Raw genomic sequence first — 23,870 nt, 5'->3', positions numbered from 1 at the left:
GAATACTTGCCGAAATGTCTAATCTTCTTTATTTAAGGATAAATGATTTTTATATAAAAAAGCTGTCGCTTCACGATTTATCAATCGTTAAAGCAACAGCTTTTTTTAGTTTTATATTATAGATGCAATACTCTATCCGCAATTTCCTGAGTTCTACCCTGATTCCAGAACTGTGTTCCTATATAACCGCAGGTTCTTCTTGCTACATTGAGCTTACTCTGGTCTGTATTACCGCATTTTGGGCATTTCCATACAAGCTTACCCTCATCCTCAACTATCTTGATTTCGCCGTCAAAGCCGCAATCCTGACAGTAATCTGATTTTGTATTAAGCTCTGCATACATAACATTGTCATAGATAAATCCGAGAAGGCTCATTACCGCCTCAAGATTATCCTGCATATTAGGTACTTCTACATAGCTTATCGCACCACCCGGTGAAAGCTTTTGGAACTCACTCTCAAACTTAAGCTTTGTAAATGCATCTATATCCTCAGATACATGTACATGGTAGCTGTTTGTGATATAGTTCTTATCTGTAATACCCTCTATTATACCGAATCTCTTCTGTAAAGCCTTTGCAAACTTATATGTTGTAGACTCAAGCGGTGTGCCGTATGGAGAATAGTCGATACTCTCCGCATTCTTCCACTCATTACACTTATCATTCATCTTCTGCATAACACTGAGCGCAAAAGGTTTTGCCACATCATCTGTATGGCTCTTTCCTGTCATATACTTTACACATTCATAAAGTCCGGCATATCCAAGGCTTATTGTGGAATATCCGCCATATAAAAGCTTGTCAATAGGCTCACCCTTCTTTAATCTGGAAAGAGCTCCATGCTGCCAGAGTATAGGTGCTACATCCGAAGGTGTTCCCTTTAATCTTTCATGTCTTGCTCTGAGGGCACGATGGCAGAGCTCAAGTCTTTCATCAAATATCTCCCAGAACTTAGTGGTATCTCCACCTGATGAAAGTGCAACATCTACAAGGTTGATTGTAACAACACCCTGGTTAAATCTTCCATAGTATTTTGCCTTACCGTTCTCATCCACATATGGTGTAAGGAAGCTTCTACATCCCATAGGTACATAGCAATTGCCGTTACCGTTTTTATCAACCTTGTACTCAAACATCTTCTTTTCTGAAACATAGTCAGGTACAAGTCTCTTTGCTGTACATTTTGCAGCAAGCTTTGTAAGATGATAATATCTGCTTCCCGGACGAACATTGTCCTCCTCAAGCACATAGATAAGCTTAGGGAATGCAGGTGTTACCCAAACACCGTTCTCATTCTTTACACCCTGATATCTCTGTCTTATCATCTCTTCAATGATAAGTGCAAGATCTTCTTTTTCACGCTCATTCTTTGCCTCATTCAAATACATAAATACTGTAATGAAAGGAGCCTGACCGTTTGTGGTCATCAATGTAACTACCTGATACTGTATAGTCTGTACACCCTTTGTGATTTCTCTGCGAAGTCTGTTCTCTATAATCTCTTCTTTTCTGTCCTTTGATACATTAAGACCATACATCTCAGCTTCCACTTCATCACGGATTTTTTGTCTGCTGATATCCACAAAAGGAGCAAGATGAGTAAGAGATATACTCTGTCCGCCGTACTGGCTGGATGCCACCTGTGCAATAATCTGTGTAGCTATATTACAAGCTGTTGAGAAGCTATGCGGCTTCTCTATAAAAGTACCTGATATTACAGTACCGTTTTGAAGCATATCCTCAAGGTTTACAAGGTCACAGTTATGCATATGCTGTGCAAAGTAATCTGCATCATGGAAGTGAAGTATTCCGGCTTTGTGAGCTTCCACTACCTCACTGTCAAGAAGTATTCTTTCTGTAAGATCCTTTGAAACTTCTCCCGCCATATAATCTCTTTGTACTGAAGCTACTGTAGGATTTTTATTTGAATTCTCCTGCTTTACTTCCTCATTATCACATTCGATAAGTGATAAAATCTTATCGTCAGTTGTATTATTTTTTCTCTTAATACTTTGAACATATCTATATGTAATATATTTTCTGGCAACCTCATAAGCATTCTCTCTCATGATGCCATCCTCAACCATATCCTGTATCTCTTCCACACTCATAGCACGGTTCATGCTCATGCACTGATTTTCTACAGTATTGGCAATACGGTCTACCTGAGATTTCTTTAATTTATCATCTTCGCCTACTACAGCATTTGCCTTATATATGGCAGCTATAATCTTTGAAATATCAAAATCTACTTCTGCACCGCTTCTTTTTATGATTCTCATATCTGAATCCTTCCTCAAACCTTCCTCAAAAATTATTACTATATATTATCTACGAATTCTCGCAGTTATTTTTTTGCCAAGCTTTTATGTATGCTAAGGTATTGCCTAAATCCGTCTGATATTTTCTTGTGAACACATACCTAAATCAAGCTTTAGCGCTTATGTTTTCATAGTATACACAATATGTAGTGTTTGGTCAATGCGTATTTTACCACATAATGTATTAAAACTTTATGTATGAAATACACCAAAAACACATCTAAAATTTTCAAAATACAAAATAAATACAATTTTATTAGAATTTTTGACCATAAAAAACTTAACAATCTACAGTTCACTATTCTTTTTTATCTGTTTTGAAACCTTTATATCTTGTGCCTAAAATTTTTATTTCATACAAAATATAGTTTCCCTCTGACTAAATTTAGATTTGAAAATAATGTTTTAACTATGCTATTATTAGCTTAAAACTACTATAAAATATCACATGGTGATAATGTATTTTAGAAAGGATCAGTATGTCGGAAAATATTAAATGGCCGGGACCTGCCGGTCTTATCCCAGTAACAAGCGGAAAACCCGAGGATGCAAATATTCATAACAGAAATTATCTGGACAATATTTTAGTTGAAATGAGAGCAATAGATTCTATACTGCCCGATAAGCATAAAAAAATATTCGGGATAGAATTTGACTCTCCTATAATGATGCCTGCATTTTCACATTTGAATAAGGTCGGTAAGGACGGAAAAAAGCCTATGCTTGAGTATGCCAAGGCTGCAAAGGCTTTAAATATTTTAAACTGGGTAGGTATGGAGCCTGATGATGAGTTTAAAGAAATAGTGGATATCGGTGCAAAGACCGTACGAATCATAAAGCCCTTTGCAGACCATGATATTATCTTTGAGCAAATAGAATTTGCAAAAAAATGCGGTGCGATTGCAGTAGGTATAGATATAGATCATGTTCCCGGAACTGATGGCAAATACGATATAGTTGACGGAATACCTATGGGACCTGTTACACAATCCGACCTCACGGAATATGTGAAATTTGCAAAAATACCTTTTGTGGCAAAGGGTGTTTTATCTGTACAGGATGCCATAAAAGTAAAGAAGGTCGGCTGCAGCGCAATAGTTGTATCACATCATCATGGCAGAATTCCTTTCGGTATCCCACCGCTTATGATACTTCCAAGAATAAGGGAAGTTCTAAAAGAAATGGAAATATTTGTAGACTGTTCAATGGATACAGGCTATGATGCTTACAAGGCTCTGGCACTTGGTGCTGATGCCGTATCTGTAGGAAGGGGCATACTTCCACAGCTTTTAAAGTATGGTGAGAGCGGTGTAATCGAAAAAATAAATAAAATGAATGAAGAGCTTTCAGAGCTTATGATGTATACAGGTATAAAGGATACCGACTCCTTTGACTCTTCCGTGTTATATATAAAATAATATCAAAAACTTACTTTGCAAACCTAAAGGCGACTTTAAGATTGTAGAGTAAGTTTTTTATCTGTTCTAATTATATCTTTTCTAATATGAAACTCGTTTTCATTTTCTCTTGACATATTCTCTCCACTTTTATATTCTATTATCATGTTTACAGCCAAGGCTTAAACAAATAAATTTTACCTTTTTAGGTGGCAAAATTGTGTAAATATATTTTTAAAAGATTGTTATCATTGATACCTATACTTATAGGCATCAGCTTTATATCCTTTGCTCTCATCTATTTTACCGGAGGTGATGCTGTGGCTGTAAGATATGAAGCTATAGGAGGAATGCTTTCCCCTGAACTTATAAATCAAAAAAGAGAGGAACTGGGCTTAAACCGCCCCTTTATAATTCAATACCTAAGCTGGCTGTCCGGCATAATAAAGGGTGATATGGGTGTAAGCTATGTATCCGGCAAACCGGTTTTTGGCTATATTATAGGTAAACTGCCGAATACACTGCTTTTAAGTATCAGCTCTCTAATCACAACCATACTTATTTCTTTGCCTCTTGGAATACTTTCAGCAATAAAAAGAAATAGTATATTTGATAATATTATCAAGGCAATGTCCTTTATAGGCAATTCACTCCCTAATTTTTTTGTAGCACTTGTGCTTTCCTATGTTTTTGCATTGCAGATGAAGCTTCTACCTGTGATTTCACAGGGCACAAGCTTTAAAAGCCTTATACTGCCTACGCTTACACTCTCACTTGCAATGAGTGCAAAGTATATCAGGCAGATTCGTGCTCTTATTATATCCGAGCTGTCAAAACCCTATGTAAGCGGTGCAAGAGCCAGAGGAATAAAGGAAAATACTATTATATTTTTTAATGTACTACGACTTACATCGCTTACTCTTATTACACTTATGGCATTAAGCTTTGGCAGTCTGCTGGGCGGCAGTGCTATAGTTGAGAGTATTTTTATGTGGGACGGCATCGGTAAACTGGCTATAGAATCTATCAAGCTTAGAGATTATCCCGTGATTTTAGCCTATGTGCTTTGGATGGCATTTATATATGTCTTTATAAATCTGTTGGCTGATATTTCCTATTACTTTTTAGATCCGAGACTTAGAATTGAAGGAGGCAAATATGCGAACTGAAAAAATCATTATTCCTTCAATACTTGTTATATCACTGCTTTTGTTTGCCTTTTTATCACCGAAGCTTACACCCTTTGATATATCCGAGCAAAACCTTATGATTGCAAAAAATGCTCCTTCTCTATCCCATATAATGGGAACGGATATCTATGGAAGAGATATGTTTTCCAGAGTAATTGCCGCAAGCAGAATAAGTGTATTTTCTGCATTGGCTGTGGTACTTTTAATGTCAATTACAGGTGTTATAGTCGGTCTTTTTTGCGGATATCTTGGCGGCATAGCCGATACCGTACTTATGAGAGTTTCAGATATATTCCTGGCATTCCCGGGGCTTGTGCTTGCAATTGCAGCTGCGGGACTTTTCCAAAACGGAATGTTCGGTGCGATAATCGCATTGGCATCGGTGGGCTGGCCAAGATATGCAAGACTTGCAAGAGGGCTGGTACTTTCTACCAAAACATCCACATATATAAATGCCGCCAGACTCAGCGGCAGCAATACCGTTCAGATAGTGTTTACCGAAATACTGCCCAATATAATAGGACAGATTGCGGTAACGGCAAGCCTTGATATAGGTACAAGCCTGATGGAACTGTCCGCACTTTCTTTTCTTGGGCTTGGTGCTACACCTCCCACGCCTGAATGGGGAAGCATGATAAATGAAGGCAGAAGTCTGCTTCAAATCGCACCCTGGATTACTCTTTCTCCCGGTGTTGCCATATTTATTACAGTATCTATATTTAATATATTTGGAGAAGCTCTAAGAGATTATTACAATATATAGATTTTGTAAAAGTTCTTTATAATATACACATAATAATTTTAGCCATCATATATCCAATAATATATAAAGGAGTATCAATAAAATGAAAAAACAAATGAAATTAATTTCTGCTGCAATTAGTACAGCCTTACTGCTTGGTGCATGTGCCGCTCCCAATAAGCAGGCAAATGAAAATACTACAAATGCCGAAACTACGGCAGCAAATTCAGACAGTACCTCAGATGTAAAAACAATGGTCTATGGTACCACAAGCTATGGTGTGGGAATGTCTGATGCAGGACTTAATCCCCATGCCGACTATTCCGGATGGAGCTGTGTACGATATGGTGTAGGTGAAACATTATTTAAACTGAATGAAAATATAGAGCTTGTTCCATGGCTTGCCGAGTCCTATAAATTTTTAGATGACAATACTTTGGAAGTTATAATAAAGGATGGCATAAATTTCTCATCAGGAAGAAAACTTGATGCCGCTGCCGCAAAGGAATGTTTTGAAGATTTGATAGCCGTACATGACAGAGCACCCGCTGATATGAAAATCAAGGAGATAAAGGCTGACGGCCGGACTCTTACATTTATTAGCACAGAGCCAAACCCTGCTCTTATAAACTTCCTTGCAGAGCCTTATTCCGCAATTATAGATATGCAGGTAGGTGTGGATGAAACAAAGAATGTATCAGGTACAGGTCCATATAAGGCAATAAGTGTATCAGATACCGAGATAAAACTTGAATCAAGGGATGATTACTGGGCAGGTCCGGTTGCAAAAAAAAATATCACAGTAAAATCCATCACTGACGGAGATACTCTTACTATGGGGCTACAGTCAGGAGAACTTGACGCTACTTATGGACTTCCATACGCAAGCTATCAGCTTTTTGAAAATGATAACTATACTATAAACTCATCCGCTACCAGCAGAGCATTCTTTATGCAGCTGAATTTTGAAAATGAACTGCTCAAGGATAAAAATATAAGATCGGCTATTGCTATGGCAGTAGATAAGGAAGGATTTGTAAATGTACTTCTGGGTGGACATGGCAAGGTGGCAAACGGACCTTTTCCTATGAAGGACGGTGAAACTCCAAACTACAGCTTCTCTCCCGAGAAATCCAAGGAACTTTTAAATGCTGCAGGCTGGTCTGATAGTGACGGTGACGGATATGTGGATAAGGACGGTAAAAATTTTGAATTAAACTTCCTTACCTATCCCGGAAGAAGCGAGCTTCCTGTACTGGCACAGAGTGTGCAGTCAAATCTTAAAGATATCGGTATAAAGCTGAATATAAACAGTACCGAAAACTATCTTGAAGTAGTAAAAGACAGCAGCGCCTGGGATATACTTGCAAGTGCTATGGTTACAAATCCTACAGGAAATAAAGCTTATTTCTTTGAAACAACATCTCTTACAGAATCATCAAAGAACAGAGGGCATTATTCAAACAGCGAACTGGATGAGCTTGCAAAAACTCTTTCCACCACCTTTGACAGTGAAAAGCGTGATGAAACAGCTCAGAAAATGAGCGATATTTTAGTGGATGATTACGGATTTATATTCGTTTCTCATTTGCAGATGAGCCTTGTAAGCAAGAATAATATAAAAGGACTTGTTCCGATGCCAAGCGATTACTATGAATTCAGCAAAGATCTGGTAATAGAATAATGAAAGAACTTTTGAAATTTGAAGATATAAATATTTCATATGATAAAAAACAGGTTTTATATGATTTATCATTTTCAATGTGCGAGGGGGAGATTCTTGGCATAGTAGGAAACAGCGGCTGTGGCAAATCCACATTATTAAAAAGTATCTTGGGGCTTTCAGGTCCCAAGGTGCTTAGCGGGAAGATTTTTTTTGAAAATAAAGACCTGCTTTCACTAAGTACCCATGAAATGAGAAGTATAAGAGGTTGTCGCATCAGCATGGTCTTTCAGGAATCCGGAATTCATACCAATCCTTTAAAGACCATCGGTGATACCGTTTTTGAAAGTATGAAAGCACATAAACAGATTTCAAAAGATGGTGCATTAAATACAGCTTTAAATATTTTTGAAAGCCTTTCATTGCCGGATCCTAAAAGAATTTTAAATGCCTATCCATTTGAACTTTCAGGAGGTATGAACCAAAGGGTGGGTATTGCACTGGCAATGTTAAATAATCCCTCACTTATACTGGCTGATGAACCTACCAGTGCACTTGATCCAATAGTTGCCGTACAGATTGTAAATGAGCTTAAATCTCTGCGTGAAAAATACAATACCGCTATTATTCTGGTAACACATAATATAAAAATAGCAAAAAGTATCACCGACAATATTTTAGTATTAAATAATGGTAAGACACTTGATTATGGAAATACGAAAGAAGTTCTCTCCTCTCCTAAAAGTGATTTTACAAAGGAGTTGATACTTTCCACTTTAGGGTAGACTTTTGTCTTCCCTTTTGTTTTAACAAAACCCTTTCCGATATATTTAGGAGCATATATGAATGATATTTTAATTATAAAAAATCTCACAAAACAGTTTAAAGGTGAAAAAAAGCCCAGTATAGAAAATATAAATCTTAATTTAAAATCAGGCAGATGCCTTGGTGTAGTAGGGGAAAGCGGTTCCGGAAAAAGCACACTTGCAAGAGCGGTTACAGGGCTTATTCCCATAACTTCCGGAGAGATAATATTTGATAATAATTGTATCAGCCGCTTTTCACCTGCACGGTACAAAAAAATCTATAGGGATTTGCAGATGATTTTTCAGCTTCCGAGGGAGAGTTTTAATCCGGTCAGAAGTCTTGGAGAGAGTATAGTTTTAAATTTAAAAAATTTCGGATTTAACGGCGATTTAAAAAATCAGGCAGTTTCACTGCTAAAGCGCTGCGGTCTTGACTCTACCTTTTATAATAAATATCCCGGTGAGGTAAGTGGAGGCGAATGTCAAAGGGCAGCTATTGCAAGAGCCATAGCAAGTTCTCCAAAGCTTCTTATCTGTGATGAAGCCACCTCTGCGCTTGATATGATAGTACAAAGAAAAATTATATCACTGTTAAATGAATTAAAGGAGGAACTTGGCATGGCAATACTCTTTATATGTCATGATATATCCCTTGTTCATCATATGTGTGATGATGTGGCTGTTATGAAGGATGGGCATATTGTGGAAAAAGATGTTACCTCAAGAATCATTCATCATCCTGATAATGAATATACAAAAGCACTTATAGAAGCTTCAAATATGTATTAATACAGCCGGACAAAGTAACTTTTTTGCTTTAAAAATAACTTTTTTATAAAATATAAATAAGCTATTGAATCCCTATTCTATTTATGCTATAAAATACGAAGTTTTACAGAAGGGAGTATTATTGCCATATGAATTTTTATACTTTAGAATATATCACCAAAAATCAGTCAACAGCTTTGATACTGCGTTCAGCTGTTATAATTGTACTTTTAGCCGTCTTTATACTGACAGCACTCAAATTTACGAAAAACAGGATGAAAACCAGATTGAGAGATATTGCAATAGGCATTGTAGTCCTGACATTTATACTTTTAGGTATTCAGATCGAAAGCTATAAGCAAAATCACAGAGATTTTTCACAGTCTCATGTACTTTTAAAATTTATTGAAAGTGTTGCTATTGATAATCATATTTCACCCGATGAAGTAATGGTAAATTCCACCACTTTAAAGGACGGCATTATTGTCAGATATAATGAAGAGGACTACAGAGTTCATCTTAATTCCGACAATAACTCCTATACTTTGGAGCGCACACATGTAATCGATCACAATGTATATATAAATGGGGAGAGATAATTTATGAATATATATTTACTCGTAGGAATCAAATTTATACTTGGTATTATGGTGATGATTTTACAAATACATATACTGGGCAAATATGAGTTCTCAATAAACACTCCGCTAAACCAGATTCAAAACTATGTACTCGGAGGTATTATAGGTGGAGTTATTTATAATACATCTATTTCTATTTTAACCTTCCTCATATTTATACTTATCTGGTCCTTGGTGGTTATTATTGTAAAGCTGCTGGTTAATATCAAATTTATTAAATCATTGGTAGTCGGCAATCCTGTTATTCTGATAAAAAACGGCAAGGTCAATGTGGCAAATTGTGCAAAGGTCGGTATATCTGCCGAGCAGCTTATGCTTCATATCAGAATGGAAGGGCTGGTCTCTACAAAGGAGGTTAAATCGGCTATTATGGAGACTAACGGCAAGCTGACCATTATAGATATGCAATCCGCTACACCGAAGTTCCCCATTATCTCAAACGGGAAAATAAATCAGGATATACTTGAACTTATCGGACATGATGAAAAATGGCTGCTCTCATCTGTAAAAGAACAGGGCATCGAACATATACAGCAAATATTTCTTGGCGAATATGTAAATGGTGAATTAAACCTGACCACCTATCCGAAAATATAATATTTATATAGACTTTATATGTATTAAAAAAGAACCCCTTTTTTGAGGTTCTTTTTTATATATTTAAATAAGGATTTCCGATTTTACTTTGTTTTTCCGCCTTCGATTACAAGAGTATCCGCATAAGCACTTCCATATGTATCGGTAAGTGTTTCTTCATAATCCTTGTGGAAGAAATTCTCCTTGCCGAGATTTTCAATCTCCGTATTTATCCACTCAAGCAGACTGCTGTTTCCCTTTGTAACAGCCGGTGCAATAGTGTCGTTTACACCAAGACTGTCAATACCCACCACATAGCCCGGGTTGCTGTTTGCAAATGCGATAACCTCTGTATTGTCATTTACCCATGCCTTGCCTGTTCCGTTTAATAATGCATTCTTGGCATTTGCATAGGTATCATACTTTTGAAGTTTGATATTTGGGTAGTTTTTAGTCATATACGGTTCTGCTGTTGTTCCTGAAATTACAATCATTTCATCATCTGCATTCCAGTTATCAAGACTTGCTACGGCATCCTTTTCAGATGAAATCACTCCAAGTCCTACATTCATATATGGCAGTGCAAAATCTACAGCCTCCGCTCTTTCAGGTGTAACCGTAAAGTTTGCAAGTATAATATCCACCTTTCCGGTCTCAAGATATTCCACTCTGTTTGCCGCCTCTGTACTGACATAATTTATTTTAACTCCTAAATCCTCTGCAAGTCTGTTTCCAAAATAAATATCATATCCCTGATATTCACCGTTTTCATCCACATATCCGAACGGGTGCTTATCTGAGAACACTCCGATATTTATAGTTCCTGATTTTTTTATCTCATCCAAAGTTCTGAAATTGTTTTTACCTGCCTGCTTTGAAGATGAACCACATGCACTAAGTGCCAAAACACCTGCTGTTAAAATACCTAATAATCCTATTAATTTACCTTTTTTCATTCTAAATTCCTCCAATAAAATCTATATATTATATTCTTCATTTTCATCTTTAATAGATTCAAACTCAAAAATATTCAAAAATTGTCTTGCTCTTTCAGTCTTTGGTGATGTGAAAAAGCTCTTCGGTCTGCCCGTTTCCACTATATTTCCCTTATCAAGGAAATATACTCTGTCCGCAACCGCCTCTGCAAATTGCATCTCATGAGTAACAATCATCATAGTTGAACCCTGCTTTGCAAGTTCAAGCATTACATCAAGCACTTCTCTGACCATTTCAGGATCAAGTGCCGCAGTAACCTCATCAAATAATAAAATCTCCGGATGCATTGCAAGTGCTCTAACTATTGCTACCCTTTGTTTTTGACCTCCTGAGAGTTCCCTCGGGTAGGCATTTGCTTTATGTGCAAGCCCAACCTTTTCAAGAAGCTTTAATGCTTCCTTTTTTGCACTCTCTCTGTCGACTCCTCCCACCTTTGTAGGTGCAAGTATAATATTTTCAATTATGGTCATATGAGGAAAAAGCTCATAACTTTGGAATACCATGCCTATTTTTTGCCTAAGCTTTGTCAAATCCTTTTTCTTATAATCAATCACCTCTCCGTCAAGGCTGATGCTTCCTCCCTGTATTTCTTCCAATCCGTTGATACATCGAAGAAGTGTTGACTTTCCGCAACCGCTTGGTCCTATAAGTACTATTACCTCTCCCTTATTAAGTTCCAGGCTGACTCCCTCAAGAACAGGCGTTTTCCCGTCATAATTTTTTATAACATTTTTTATTTCCAATAATGGGGGCATATTCTCTCCTTCCATCATTCCAATCTTCATTATTAATTTCTCTTTTCCAAATATCTTGCAAACATACTGATAGGTGTACATGCAATAAAATACATTATAAATACCGCCAAATATACTCCAAAAGCTGCATTGGGACTGGATGTCCTGTTTGCCTCTATTATCTGCTGTGCAACCTTTATCACCTCGACCACCCCGATCATAAGTACAAGTGATGTGGTCTTTATCATTCTTGTAATCAGGTTTATTGAAAGCGGTATAAGCCTCTTTACAGTTTGCGGAATGATAATATATATAAATGTCTGCCTTTTATCAAGTCCCAGTGCTTCACTGCTCTCATACTGGTGCTTCGGTATACTTATAATCGCACCTCTTACCAAATCTCCCATCTCTGCAATACCCCAAAGGCTGAATACTATAACAGCTGCCAAATCTCCTGAAATATCAGCTCCAAGTACTCTCGTACTTCCAAAAAATACTATAAATAAAAGTACAAGCTGCGGCATTATCCTTATAAATTCCAGATATATTCTAAATACCGCTTTTATTATAGGATTCTTAAAAGTCATCAGTATTCCTACCAAAATACCAAGAGGTATACTGATAAGCACCGCTATCAAGCTTATTCTAAGAGCTATGCCAAGTCCGCCAAGAAGCCTTATGGCATTCCTGCCTTTAAATATCACATCAAGCCCCAAATCCGGCATAGCGCACCCTCCTCTCTATATAGGAACCTAGCATGGACACCGGTAATAATATAATAAGATAAAAAAATACCAACAGTGCCAGACTTTCAACTGTTTTATAGTACAGTCCTATCAGATCCTTTGCCGTAAACATCAGATCCATAAGGCTTATAGCCGAGAATACCGAGGTTTCCTTTAAAAGAAAAATTATATTTGCTACAAATGCCGGTGTACTTATTGAAACCGCCTGCGGCAAAAGTATATAGAAAAGAGCCTGATTATGGCTAAGCCCAAGGCTTAATGCACTCTCCTCCTGTATCTTATCTATAGTCTCTATCCCGCTTCTAAAAGCCTCACACATATAGCTGCCGCCAAGGAATGCCAATCCGAATACCCCACATATATCGGCATCCACCTTTATTCCAAGTTTCGGCAAGCCGTAGTATATAAAAAACAGCTGTATAAGAAGCGGTGTATTTCTGCTGAATTCAATGTATATACTTACGAGTTGCTTAAGTATCGGTATTTTCTTATGCAAAATCAATGTGCATAAAAGACCTATCGCTATGGCGGATATTATTCCAAGTATACCGATTTTTAGCGTCAAAAGCGCCGCATGTATATATAAAGGAATTACCTGCCTTATAAATTCAAAATCCATAATATTACTTTCTCCAAGATACATACCGTATCCCTTGATTTATTTTCTGGAGTAGATAATATCACTATAAACCCTTTTTGTCTATAGGTTTATAGTGTTTATATTTATATTTATATATTCGTGGGAAATTTTAAAAAGGTTTCTAAGATATTTATCAAAAAAACCTATACCTTAAAGCAAACTACGCTTAAAATATAGGTTATTTTTAAATTATGTAAGTAAGAATTGTTTTTCTCTTATTTAATTTTATTATATGGACTTACACCCTTTAAAAGTTTGTTATCTTCTTCCGAAGTTTTGTACCCAATAATACTCTCCGCCACTTTCATAGAATCCCACGCCTATCAGAGTAAAATCACTACTAAGTATATTTGCTCTATGTCCTGATGAGTTCATCCATGATTCCATAACCTTTTCAGGGCTTGTCTGTCCCATAGCAACATTTTCTCCCCATGCATTAAGCCCTGATGGAAGAACTGTAGTATAATCAGAGCCGTCAGGTCTTGAATGTGAAAACAGACTTACAAGCTCCTTTGCTCTTATATCCGCACTGCCCATAAGTGCATTATCCGCACTTAAAGGTGCAACTCCATGTTTTGCTCTCTCTGCATTTACAAGTTCGATAACTTTATTCTCAAATGCACTTGCACTTGTGCTTCCTGAATTATTTGAATTTCCCGAGTTATTTGTCTTTGCGGCACCTGCCTGATATACTCCGTTTGCATCCACATAATAACCACCCGGTGTATATGTATTTACAGCCATGCGTCCGCCCTCTGAAGGATTCAAATAATACCATGCATTATTTACATTCACCCAGCCTACCTTCATATCTCCATTGGTCGCATCCAGATAGTACCATGAGCCTCCGTCATTTAACCAGCCTGTCTGCATATAGCCTGAGCCGTTCATATAATACCATGCATTATTTACTTTTACCCATGATGATCTTTTATAAGAACCGTCAGAAAACTGATACCACCAGCCGCTATTATCTCTTTTCCAGCCTTCTGCCGATGCAAATGCCGGTATTGACAGAAATAATGTACCTGCCGTCAATGCAAGCACCGGTAAAATTTTCTTCTTCATAAATTACTCCTTTCAACACAATGTTTCGACAATGCCCTTTATTGTCCTGTTAAACTTGTTATGATTTATATAAAACTAAACCATCCTCTATAGTTTACCTTAAATATCCATAAAATGAAATAGATTCAAATAACCGTAAAGATGCTGTAAAAATTGAATGTTGGGTTCAAAATAAATCCGAATGTGTTCCGGTCCTAAAAAGAAACAGCTCCAAAGCCTCATTTTCTATACGATATATCAATAACCAATCCGGCTCAATATGACATTCTCGAAACCCTTGATATTCTCCTCTCAAAGCATGGTCACGATATTTATTATCTAATTTCTCTTCTTTAGCTAAGGTATTAACAACTTTTGTTAAATTATCAATTTTAAATCCACGCTTACTTGCAAGCTTCAAATCCTTTTTAAACTGATTTGATGGAATGATATCAAGCATCCTCTAACACCTCTTTAACAATTTCATCAAATGAATTATATCTTTTATAGTTTTCAGGATTCTTTTTCATTTCCTCATATTCGCTAAGAGCAATTTGAGTTTTTGTATTTGGAGTATTTCTTTTTAGCTCAAATGGTATTCCGTCATAACTGACAGCACTTTTTAAAAACATCGTAATAGCTGATGACATATTTAATCCTAAATCATTAAACAACTCTTCAGCTGATTGCTTCAATTCTGAATCCACTCTTATATTAATATTTGTTGTAGCCATATTCATCACCTCTTTCTATATAGTATAGTATTGTAAATCTTTATATATGTCAATACATTGTAAAGCATATATACTTTAATGTAATACATTATGTTGGTAATATAGAAAATCCGTTTTAAAATAAAATATTTTTATGGTCTTAAAGATCTTCCAAATAAAAAAACCACGAGTTCTCTCATGGCTTTTTTGCTATCCTACACATCTGTACAGAAAGTTCTTTACATTATCAAAATGCAGAAACTCTCCTCTTTTTGCTATATCTTCTAATTCTGAAATGCTTACTATTTTGGATTCCAGTATTTCTTCTTCCTGAACCTTTACTCCAAGGATGTCTTTTTTAGAAATTTTAAAGCAATACATATCTACAAAATAGCTGTTGGATTCTTTGCTCTCTCTTTTATGAGTATAAAAATCTTCATATTTTCTGTCACCCAGATCTATATTGGTTTCTTCTAAAATCTCTCTGTATATGGCAGCTTCTGAATTTTCTCCCGCCTTTACTCCGCCGCCCGGTATCTCCCAAAGACCTGCCGCCCATCTCTTATTCATTGAGCGTCTGGTTATCAATATCTTCTTATCTTCTGTAATCAATACGGCAATTGCCGCCAGGTGGAATTGTCCGGGTTTTAATGAAAAATTATATCTGTCTATTGTTTCTCCGGTCGGCTTTTTATCAGCATCATATATATCCCAAAGTTCTTTTTCTTCACTCATTTAATTATCTTTTCCTAATCTTTCCAATGCTTTATCTATAATCTTTTCTTTGCGTTCCTTTATAATGGTTTTTAGGAATGCTTTACAAATTTCTTTTATATATGGAGTATCATCAATTTCAAAGTCCCCACATACTTCCATAGCAGCTCCCTGTTATATCAACCGATTTTATGATAAATAATACTTTAAGTTTTGGCTTTTGTATCAGGAGATATCTATGTCTCTTCTCCGATTTCACTTAAGATTTTATTTAGCATATTTCTAAGCTGCGTCATCTCCTCATCATTTATATTAAGACAGCCTCTCATACCTAACGGTATTTCAAGTGCCATTTCTTTGAGTTCTTCACCGCTCTTTGTCAATGTAACTATCAGAGTTCTCTCATCTATTTTTGAACGCTCTCTTGTGACATAGCCCTTGGATTCAAGTTTTTTAAGTACAGGTGTAAGTGTACCGGAGTCAAGGAACAGCTTATCTCCAAGCTCCTTTACATTCAATTCTCTCTCTTCCCACATCACCATCATTACAATGTACTGTGTGTATGTAAGATCCAATTTGTCCAAATGCGCCTTATATCTTCTTACTATTTCCTTTGAGCAGGCATATAGTGGAAAACAAAGTTGATTTTCAAGTTTTAGTGAGTCATACTTATCCGCCATTTTAATATTCCCTCTTTCCTTTTAAAAGACTTTAAGGAGCCTTTATTTTCATAAACGCTCCTTATTTCTTTTAAATTAATTCTTTTACAGCCTCTTCAACTACCTGTACGCCTTCTGTAGGCTCAAATCTTCTTACTACATTTCCACTCTTATCTATAAGGAATTTTGTAAAGTTCCATTTGATATCAGGCTTGCTTGCATAGTCAGGATCAGCCTCACCGAGCATCTTTGTAAGAAGCTTTGACATATCATTGTCGGCGCCCCAGCCTGCAAAGCCTTTTTCGCTCTTAAGGTATTTAAATACCTCACTTGCATTCTCACCGTTTACATCTATCTTTGAGAACAATGGGAAAGTTACACCGAATCTTGAGCTGCAAAACTTTGCAATCTCTTCATCACTTCCCGGTGCCTGATGTCCGAACTGGTTACATGGGAAATCAAGTACTACAAAGTCCTTATCCTTATAATCCGCATAGAGTTTTTGTAACTGCTCATACTGTGGTGTAAATCCGCACTCTGTTGCAGAGTTGATTATAAGTACCACTTTATTCTTATAATCACTAAGACTTACTTCCTCGCCCTTATTATTCTTTACTTTAAAATCATATATATTCATATTTTCTCCTAACTCTATCTTTATAAATTTATATAAACAGCGCTAAACCTTAATCTCGGCTTTAAACTGTCTCGCAATATTTTGCCGCGGCAATACCCGATACCGCTCCGTCACCTGCCGCCGTTACAAGCTGGCGTACTTCCTTTGTTCTGCCGTCACCTGCCGCAAATATTCCCTCGGTCTTTGTCTTGCAATCTTCTCCCGATATGATATAACCCGCCTTATCAAGTTCTACCACATCCGCAAAAGCCGCATTATCAGGTACCTGACCTATTGCTACAAATAAACCGTCCACAGTTATCTCTCTTTTTTCATTTGTATTCTTATCTTCTACAACCAACGCCGAAACAGCAAAGGATTCTTCCTTTATCTCTACAATATTTGAATTTAAAACAAACTCAACATTATCCTTTTTCTTTAAAGCCGCAACCACAGCCTCCTCAGCTCTGAATTCATCTCTACGATGTATTACATATACCTTGTTTGCTACATTTGCAAGGAATGTTGCATCTTCTATTGCTGTGTTTCCACCGCCGTTTACCGCAACCACCTTGCCTCTGTAAAACATTCCGTCGCAGGTTGCACAGTATGAAATACCTGAGCCTACAAGTTTTTTCTCATTTGGAAGTCCCAGCGATCTGTTCTTTGCTCCTGTTGCAAGTATTACCGACTTGGCTTCATAAACTTCCTTTTCGGTAGCTACCTTTTTAATATTTCCTTCAAGGCTTATTCCAACTACCTTTTCATACTTTACCTCTGCACCAAGCTCTTTTGCCTGATTAAAAAGCTCTGTAGCAAACTCAAATCCTGAAGTCTTTTTTATAGCAGGATAATTTTCTATCTCAGGTGTATTTATTATTTGACCTCCGTAGGATGCACCTTCCAATACAAGTACGGATTTGCCTGCCCTCACCCCATATATGGCAGCAGACAGTCCGGCTGTTCCGGCACCTACTACTACTATATCATACATATAATCACTTCTTTCTATAAATATCAGGTATTATCATACAATAATACCTGATGACATCAATTCTATTATCCCAGTAAAGCCTTTACTTCATCCTTAGATATAAGACCTACCGATTTATTTACAACCTCACCGTTTTTAAATACCAAGAGTGTAGGTATTGACATAACATGGAATTTATTTACAAGCTCGGGATTCTCATCCGCATTAATCTTTGCCACAGAAAATCCTACAGCTTCCTCAGCCACCTCATCAACTATAGGTGAGAGCATCTTACATGGACCGCACCATGGTGCCCAGATATCTACCAATACAGGCTCCTTTGCGTTTAAAACCTCTGATTCAAAATTCTCACTTGTAATTATTTTTACTGCCATAACTTTTTCTCCTCCAATTCCTTAAATGGTTTATAATTATATTTTACACAATTTTATTTTATTGTCAAGCTTTTTATTTTTCCCTACCTTCCGTATCAAAATATTCCTTTGTCAACTTTACAACCACATTTGCAAGCAGAAATAATGCGATAAGGTTCGGTATTGCCATAAGTCCGTTAAAAGTATCTGAAATATCCCATAAAAGCCCAAGATCCATAGTAGCTCCGATAATTGCCATCAATGAATATACCACCATAAAAGGCTTTATGGATTTTTCACTTAATAAAAATTCTATACATCTTGCACCATAAAGTCCCCATCCTATAATGGTCGAGAAGGCGAATGAACACATAGCTATTGCGGTAAATATGGATACTCCGTTTCCATAGGTACTTATAAATCCGCTTATTGTAAGCTCCGCACCTGAAGGTGAGCCAAAAGGTATATTTACTCCTGAGCAAAGTATTACAAGTGCTGTGAGAGTACATATAACTATTGTATCCGCAAACACCTCAAAAACTCCAAAGAATCCCTGCTTTACAGGCTTACCGGTATCCGCAGATGCATGTGCGATAGGTCCCGTTCCAAGTCCCGCCTCATTTGAGAAAATTCCTCTGGATACACCTTTTTTCATACTGAGAAAAAAGCTTCCTATCACACCTCCTGTAACGGCTCTTGGATTAAATGCTCCATATATTATGCTTCCAAAGACCCCAGGTACTCTTCCTATATTTAATATAACCACTCCAAGTGCCAGCACAACATATATAAGTGCCATAAAAGGTACAAGCTTTTCAGTAACCGAACCGATTCTTTTTATACCGCCAAGCAATACCATAGCAACAAGTATTGTTACTACAATTCCGATAATAAGATTTATTGTTTCATGTCCGCCCGGTTTTACTATTCCATAACCTTCAAGCGCTACATTTATCGCAGCTGTAATAGTATTTACCTGTGTGGCATTTCCTGTTCCGAATACTGTAAGTACACCGAATGTAGCAAAGGCATATGCTAAAAACATCCATTTTTTTGAAAGACCGTTTTGAATATAATACATAGGTCCGCCTACCAGATCACCATGCTTATTTTTTTTCCTGAAATGTACAGCCAAGGTAACCTCGCTGAATTTTGTACACATACCAAGTATTGCGGAAATCCACATCCAGAATACACTTCCCGGACCTCCTATGGATATCGCACCTGCCACACCGGCGATATTTCCGGTTCCGACTGTAGCCGCAAGTGCGGTGGTTGCAGCTTGAAAAGGTGATAATGCACCGTCTGCAATATCTCTTTTCTTAAAAATTCTTCCCACAGTGGTTTTCATTATATATCTGAACTTTATCAGCTGCAAAAAACCTGTTCTCACACTTAAATAAATACCCACTCCCATCAGTGCAATCATGGCGGGCACTCCCCAAATAAAGCCGTTTACTGCCGAATTTATCTTCGAAATTGTTTCAATCATATTTCCCTCGCATTTTATATATTTATTTGATATTTGTTTAAAATCCAATCATTTTGCCGAGTGGCTTTAAGAATATAGTATTAGATATAACTCTCTTTAACACTCTTCTATCTAATTATAATATCTTTTTCTATATTCCCTCAGCGATCAAATCCTTTATCACTTCACCGGCTATTATAAGCCCCACTACCGAAGGCACAAATGCCACAGAACCGGGGATTGCTCTTCTGTCTGTGCACTTCCTTTCCGTACCCGGTGGACATACACAATGAGAACTGCAACTTATACTCTCATCTTTTTCAGGTACAAGTGCTTCTTCCTTTGAATATACAACCTTCAGCTTTTTAATATTTCTTTTTTTGAGTTCCCTTCTCATAACCTTTGCCAGCGGACATACACTCGTCTTATATATATCACTTACCATAAAGGCTGTGGGATCAAGCTTATTTCCCGCTCCCATACTGCTTATAATTTTTACATTACTTTCATTTGCCTGCATAACAAGATTTATCTTGGCAGTGACCGTATCAACCGCATCTATCACATAATCATAATTTGAAAAATCAAATTCGGATGAATTCTCCGGCAAATAAAAGCATCTGTAAGTCGTAACCTTGCATTTGGGGTTAATACTCAGTATCCTCTCCTTTGCCACATCCACCTTATATTTTCCGATACTTTTTGTATCTGCTATTATCTGTCTGTTAATATTTGTAAGACATACCTTATCATCATCTATAATATCAATGGCTCCCACTCCGGACCTTGCCAGTGCTTCTACACTGTATCCTCCGACTCCTCCGACTCCAAATACGGCAACTCTTGAATTTTTCAGCTTTTCCATGGCTTTTTCTCCCAGCAAAAGCTGTGTTCTTGCAAACTGATCCATATATCTAATTTGGATAATAAATCCATCCTCTCATAATTTTACACTATCAAGCAAGTTTATATTTTATAATGATAATTGTCAATAAATATCAAATATGATTTTTACACAACTAAAAAGAGAACTTTTACAAAAAAGTAACAAGCTCTCTTTAATATAAATAAAAGTATGTAATTCCTAAATATTATGCTTTGGTTTTTTCTTTCATTTTTCTCAAACTTCTAAAGTCTTTTGACAGTACCAAGATTACAATTACCGACAGTGACAAATCTATTATAAACGATCCTATATATATTGACTGTATGCCAAAAATTTTCGGCAATATAATCATAAGAGGTATATATAAAAACAGCTGTCTTCCAAGTCCTATCACCATCGCCGGAGCCGCCTTTTTTATTGAAGGCCAAAAAGTCATTGCAGTCATAGTAACCGAAAGAAGAGGTGCGATTGACATAAATATTCTGAAACTGAAAATATATCCGAAGTCAAAAGTAACTTTGGGCAGCATACTTCCTAAAATAAGCCATGGATTTATCATTGCCAGCAACCAAAAAGGCAACATAACGACCAATGCCACAAAGGAGAATATCTTAAATGAGCTTATACTTCTTTCATACTTTTGCGCACCGTAATTGATACCTGCCACAGGCTGTAAGGCCCTCATAAGTCCGTAAATAGGTGTAAGCGAAAAATTAAATATTCTAAATACTGCACCGTAAAATGTGATATCAAGATCGCTTCCATAGGTTTTAAGCGCCCTCAATATAATTACACTCTGTATTATGCCCATTACACTCATAATAAGAGAGGACATACCCAAAGATACAATCTCCTTTATTATTTCCTTATCTGCTCTTACAGTAAATATATTGGCATTAAAGCTTGCTCTTCCCCTTTTACAGTAGATTACAAACAATAGGGCATATACAAACATACCTATATTTGTTCCCCATGCAGCACCTGCAACACCCATATTAAAAATTTTCATCAAAATATAATTTGATATTATATTCACCACAAGACCTATTCCCATCATAAGGGCTGCGGTTTTCATCTTTCCCTCGGCTCTTACTATCATATTGTAGGCAAGACCTACAATCCAGAATATACTTCCAATCAATGTTATTCTAAAATAACTTATGGCAAAGGTAAGAGTCTCACCATCGGCTCCTATAGCCTTTAATAAAGGCTTCATAAAGACAAAGCCCAAAAGCATCATAACAATTGTAACCACTATGGAGATAAGATTTGCATTGCCCACAATCTTACCCTGTGTCTCTTTATCATCCTCTCCAAGTAAAATACTTAGATAAGAACCGGCTCCCACACCCACAAGTGAGCCTAAGCCAAGACTTAATTGTGTAAGAGGATATACTATTGATATACCTGCAAATGCGGTCTCTCCTACCAGTCTGCCTACAAAGACACCGTCAAAGATAACATTTAATCCATATAAAACCATGGCTATAATAGCCGGAAGCGAAAGCTTATAACAGACCTTCCACAAACTGCCGTTTAATATCATTTCTTTTTCTTTATTCATGGTGTTCCCCTCCAAAATATTAAATTAATATTTTAAATACGCATCAAACATAATTTTCAGCATATATCTGAGCTTTTCCATATCTATATCATCAAACAAGTAAATACCCATATACAAACAGTTCATTAAAAAAGTAAACTCTCTGTTATTTACCGACTTATACTCATCCAGCCCCTCTTTCCTGCAAAATTCGGCAAAGTCGTTTGCTCCCTCTTCATATATTTTTTCATAAAGCTCTTTAAAGCGTTTATTTGTCTGCATCTCTATAAGAAATACCGTGTAGAGATTTTTATATGGATTTTTATCAAGTATTTTATCCAATAAAATCTCTGTAATCTCCTCACTCCTGTTTTGAAGATTTCCCTTCAAATGATCGAGCACAACTTTTTTTCTATAACTGCTTCCATCCTTTAACAGCTCCAAAAAAATCTCTTCTTTATTCGAAAAATGATGGTACATTCCTCCCTTGGATATCCCTACCGCCTGTATAATCTCATCCATAGTGGTCTTTGAATATCCCCTGCTTACAAAAAGATTTAATGCAATTTCTTTTATCTGTTCTCTTCTTTCTTCCTTACTTAATCTTTTTCTTTCCATACTCTCCTTTCTACCGACTATATAGTCGGTAATGATATATTAGACCTTTTCGCTTCTTTTGTCAAGTATATACAGACAAAAAAAAGCCCCCTCAAATCCCGGAAACGAATTTGAGGGGGTAATAATTTTATTCCCAAATATCTCTGTCCACATCACTGTTTAAATTTTTCCTTTGCTTACAAATACCTGTAATAAAAAATATTATTCCGGAAATCATAAATCCAAGCCCGAATACAAGCAGTATCCAAAAAGGTGCACTCTTTTCATCTATATAGTTAAACATTTGAATGAATAAAAACACTCCGAAAACAAATTGTGATACGCCCACACTTATAAAAAATGAATAACGCTTTTTCATCTGATTGTTTACCTCCTTAGTTTCAGTATAGAGTTCCAACTCTCCGTCAGCCTTATTTTTTCTAAGATACACCCTGCCGGCATATTCTTTAACAACACTTATCCCTGTCTGCTCCAAAAATTTGAAATACTCCTTTTTATTTGTACCGATGTACTTCGGAATATCTATTTTATATTGAAATTTTGCCGGAGAAACATCTTCAAACTCATATATGCCGTTAGAGTATCCTATAAGCATCTTTCCCTGTTCACCCTGCTCATTCAACCAATTCTCTTCCTCGCTTATATCTAAAAAGACTTTTTTAACTGTAGACTTCATTTCGTTCCTCCTTTACTTTCTTTGCATTTGAGAGTAATTCCTCCAACCTTAAAATTTCTTTTTCAAAATATTCTCTACCCTCATCCGTTATAATGTACTCAATCTTTCTATCCATTGACTGTTCATCAGTCTGTCTTATCCAGCCTTTTTTTTGCAATGTATCGAGTGCTCCGTATAATGTTCCGGCTCCCAGATTTACACGCCCATTTGTCATCTCAACTATATCTTTCATAAGTGCATATCCATGCGCTTTCTTATGTAGCCTTAGTAAGATGTAATAAATGGACTCTGTCAAAGCCCCGCTGTTTGATAACCTACCCATATTCCCTCCTTCTAATTTTCAGGACTTTAAATATT

The 23,870-nt window shown here is 36.6% G+C and carries 28 protein-coding genes; 8 read left to right on the top strand and 20 right to left on the bottom strand.

Annotated features, from left to right (window positions below):
* Positions 1–116: 116 nt before the first annotated feature.
* Entirely contained in the window at positions 117–2,285 is a 2,169-nt protein-coding gene (gene nrdD / locus J4O15_RS05655; protein ID WP_040457587.1) for an anaerobic ribonucleoside-triphosphate reductase, read from the bottom strand.
* Positions 2,286–2,803: 518 nt separating this feature from the next.
* Here nrdD and J4O15_RS05650 point away from each other — a divergent pair.
* The 8 genes from J4O15_RS05650 (at position 2,804) to J4O15_RS05615 (ending at position 10,128) form a co-directional block, all read left to right on the top strand.
* Complete coding sequence (locus J4O15_RS05650) at positions 2,804–3,742, top strand: alpha-hydroxy-acid oxidizing protein (RefSeq protein ID WP_208100001.1); 939 nt, start codon at positions 2,804–2,806, stop codon at positions 3,740–3,742.
* Positions 3,743–3,939: 197 nt separating this feature from the next.
* The gene (locus J4O15_RS05645; protein WP_208100000.1) at positions 3,940–4,890 is read left to right on the top strand and encodes an ABC transporter permease; all 951 of its coding nucleotides are present in this window, start codon (positions 3,940–3,942) and stop codon (positions 4,888–4,890) included.
* Positions 4,880–5,674: an ABC transporter permease gene (locus tag J4O15_RS05640; protein WP_208099999.1), complete on the top strand. Its 795-nt coding sequence runs from the start codon at positions 4,880–4,882 to the stop codon at positions 5,672–5,674. The genes J4O15_RS05645 and J4O15_RS05640 overlap by 11 nt, the downstream gene beginning before the upstream one ends.
* Before the next feature lie 82 nt (positions 5,675–5,756).
* Positions 5,757–7,337 carry an ABC transporter substrate-binding protein gene (locus J4O15_RS05635; RefSeq protein WP_208099998.1) on the top strand — a complete coding sequence of 527 codons (1,581 nt, stop codon included), beginning with the start codon at positions 5,757–5,759 and terminating at the stop codon, positions 7,335–7,337.
* Positions 7,337–8,101: an ABC transporter ATP-binding protein gene (locus J4O15_RS05630; protein ID WP_208099997.1), complete on the top strand. Its 765-nt coding sequence runs from the start codon at positions 7,337–7,339 to the stop codon at positions 8,099–8,101. Before J4O15_RS05635 ends, J4O15_RS05630 begins: the two co-directional genes overlap by 1 nt.
* Positions 8,102–8,158: 57 nt before the next feature.
* Positions 8,159–8,911 (top strand): ABC transporter ATP-binding protein, encoded by a 753-nt coding sequence (locus J4O15_RS05625; RefSeq protein ID WP_208099996.1) that lies wholly within the window; start codon positions 8,159–8,161, stop codon positions 8,909–8,911.
* Positions 8,912–9,039: 128 nt separating this feature from the next.
* Positions 9,040–9,489 (top strand): DUF3290 domain-containing protein, encoded by a 450-nt coding sequence (locus tag J4O15_RS05620; RefSeq protein ID WP_208099995.1) that lies wholly within the window; start codon positions 9,040–9,042, stop codon positions 9,487–9,489.
* A 3-nt stretch (positions 9,490–9,492) separates the two neighbouring features.
* Complete coding sequence (locus J4O15_RS05615) at positions 9,493–10,128, top strand: DUF421 domain-containing protein (protein ID WP_208099994.1); 636 nt, start codon at positions 9,493–9,495, stop codon at positions 10,126–10,128.
* 83 nt (positions 10,129–10,211) lie between these two features.
* Here the strand turns inward: J4O15_RS05615 and J4O15_RS05610 are convergent, their stop codons facing one another.
* From J4O15_RS05610 to J4O15_RS05520, 19 genes are all read right to left on the bottom strand, one after another.
* Positions 10,212–11,063 carry a transporter substrate-binding domain-containing protein gene (locus J4O15_RS05610; protein ID WP_009219363.1) on the bottom strand — a complete coding sequence of 284 codons (852 nt, stop codon included), beginning with the start codon at positions 11,061–11,063 and terminating at the stop codon, positions 10,212–10,214.
* 21 nt (positions 11,064–11,084) lie between these two features.
* A complete protein-coding gene (locus tag J4O15_RS05605) occupies positions 11,085–11,858 on the bottom strand; it encodes an amino acid ABC transporter ATP-binding protein (protein ID WP_208100272.1) in 774 nt (257 codons plus the stop codon).
* A 32-nt stretch (positions 11,859–11,890) separates the two neighbouring features.
* Positions 11,891–12,562: an amino acid ABC transporter permease gene (locus J4O15_RS05600; RefSeq protein ID WP_009219361.1), complete on the bottom strand. Its 672-nt coding sequence runs from the start codon at positions 12,560–12,562 to the stop codon at positions 11,891–11,893.
* Positions 12,543–13,202 (bottom strand): amino acid ABC transporter permease, encoded by a 660-nt coding sequence (locus J4O15_RS05595; RefSeq protein ID WP_040457594.1) that lies wholly within the window; start codon positions 13,200–13,202, stop codon positions 12,543–12,545. The genes J4O15_RS05600 and J4O15_RS05595 overlap by 20 nt, the downstream gene beginning before the upstream one ends.
* A 279-nt stretch (positions 13,203–13,481) precedes the next feature.
* A complete protein-coding gene (locus J4O15_RS05590; RefSeq protein ID WP_208099993.1) occupies positions 13,482–14,291 on the bottom strand; it encodes a CAP domain-containing protein in 810 nt (269 codons plus the stop codon).
* A gap of 166 nt (positions 14,292–14,457) precedes the next feature.
* The gene (locus tag J4O15_RS05585; RefSeq protein ID WP_208099992.1) at positions 14,458–14,730 is read right to left on the bottom strand and encodes a type II toxin-antitoxin system YafQ family toxin; all 273 of its coding nucleotides are present in this window, start codon (positions 14,728–14,730) and stop codon (positions 14,458–14,460) included.
* The gene (locus J4O15_RS05580) at positions 14,723–15,004 is read right to left on the bottom strand and encodes a type II toxin-antitoxin system RelB/DinJ family antitoxin (RefSeq protein WP_208099991.1); all 282 of its coding nucleotides are present in this window, start codon (positions 15,002–15,004) and stop codon (positions 14,723–14,725) included. The genes J4O15_RS05585 and J4O15_RS05580 overlap by 8 nt, the downstream gene beginning before the upstream one ends.
* 189 nt (positions 15,005–15,193) lie before the next feature.
* The gene (locus J4O15_RS05575) at positions 15,194–15,718 is read right to left on the bottom strand and encodes an NUDIX hydrolase (RefSeq protein WP_208099990.1); all 525 of its coding nucleotides are present in this window, start codon (positions 15,716–15,718) and stop codon (positions 15,194–15,196) included.
* On the bottom strand, positions 15,719–15,859 hold the full coding sequence (locus J4O15_RS05570) for a hypothetical protein (protein ID WP_208099989.1): 141 nt from the start codon (positions 15,857–15,859) through the stop codon (positions 15,719–15,721).
* Positions 15,860–15,933: 74 nt separating this feature from the next.
* A complete protein-coding gene (locus J4O15_RS05565) occupies positions 15,934–16,377 on the bottom strand; it encodes a MarR family winged helix-turn-helix transcriptional regulator (RefSeq protein WP_208099988.1) in 444 nt (147 codons plus the stop codon).
* A gap of 70 nt (positions 16,378–16,447) precedes the next feature.
* Positions 16,448–16,993, bottom strand: coding sequence for a glutathione peroxidase (locus J4O15_RS05560; RefSeq protein WP_208099987.1), 546 nt, complete (start codon positions 16,991–16,993; stop codon positions 16,448–16,450).
* 61 nt (positions 16,994–17,054) lie between these two features.
* Positions 17,055–17,966 (bottom strand): NAD(P)/FAD-dependent oxidoreductase, encoded by a 912-nt coding sequence (locus J4O15_RS05555; RefSeq protein ID WP_208099986.1) that lies wholly within the window; start codon positions 17,964–17,966, stop codon positions 17,055–17,057.
* A gap of 65 nt (positions 17,967–18,031) precedes the next feature.
* Positions 18,032–18,340, bottom strand: a complete 309-nt coding sequence (gene trxA, locus J4O15_RS05550; RefSeq protein WP_208099985.1) for a thioredoxin — start codon at positions 18,338–18,340, stop codon at positions 18,032–18,034.
* Between the two features lie 73 nt (positions 18,341–18,413).
* Complete coding sequence (locus tag J4O15_RS05545) at positions 18,414–19,811, bottom strand: alanine/glycine:cation symporter family protein (RefSeq protein ID WP_208099984.1); 1,398 nt, start codon at positions 19,809–19,811, stop codon at positions 18,414–18,416.
* A gap of 130 nt (positions 19,812–19,941) precedes the next feature.
* On the bottom strand, positions 19,942–20,700 hold the full coding sequence (locus J4O15_RS05540) for a tRNA threonylcarbamoyladenosine dehydratase (RefSeq protein WP_208099983.1): 759 nt from the start codon (positions 20,698–20,700) through the stop codon (positions 19,942–19,944).
* Positions 20,701–20,881: 181 nt separating this feature from the next.
* Positions 20,882–22,240, bottom strand: coding sequence for an MATE family efflux transporter (locus J4O15_RS05535; protein ID WP_208099982.1), 1,359 nt, complete (start codon positions 22,238–22,240; stop codon positions 20,882–20,884).
* Positions 22,241–22,264: 24 nt separating this feature from the next.
* On the bottom strand, positions 22,265–22,837 hold the full coding sequence (locus J4O15_RS05530) for a TetR/AcrR family transcriptional regulator (protein ID WP_009219347.1): 573 nt from the start codon (positions 22,835–22,837) through the stop codon (positions 22,265–22,267).
* 127 nt (positions 22,838–22,964) lie between these two features.
* Positions 22,965–23,513: a DUF2812 domain-containing protein gene (locus tag J4O15_RS05525; protein ID WP_208099981.1), complete on the bottom strand. Its 549-nt coding sequence runs from the start codon at positions 23,511–23,513 to the stop codon at positions 22,965–22,967.
* Positions 23,497–23,835, bottom strand: a complete 339-nt coding sequence (locus J4O15_RS05520; RefSeq protein ID WP_208099980.1) for a PadR family transcriptional regulator — start codon at positions 23,833–23,835, stop codon at positions 23,497–23,499. Before J4O15_RS05520 ends, J4O15_RS05525 begins: the two co-directional genes overlap by 17 nt.
* Between the last annotated feature and the right edge of the window lie 35 nt (positions 23,836–23,870).

The sequence above is a fragment of the Lachnoanaerobaculum sp. Marseille-Q4761 genome (genome assembly GCF_017565785.1).
In the GTDB taxonomy this organism is placed as follows: domain Bacteria; phylum Bacillota; class Clostridia; order Lachnospirales; family Lachnospiraceae; genus Lachnoanaerobaculum.
The sequence above is the reverse complement of the archived record's forward strand: the minus strand, read 5'-3'. Positions and strand labels throughout refer to the sequence as shown.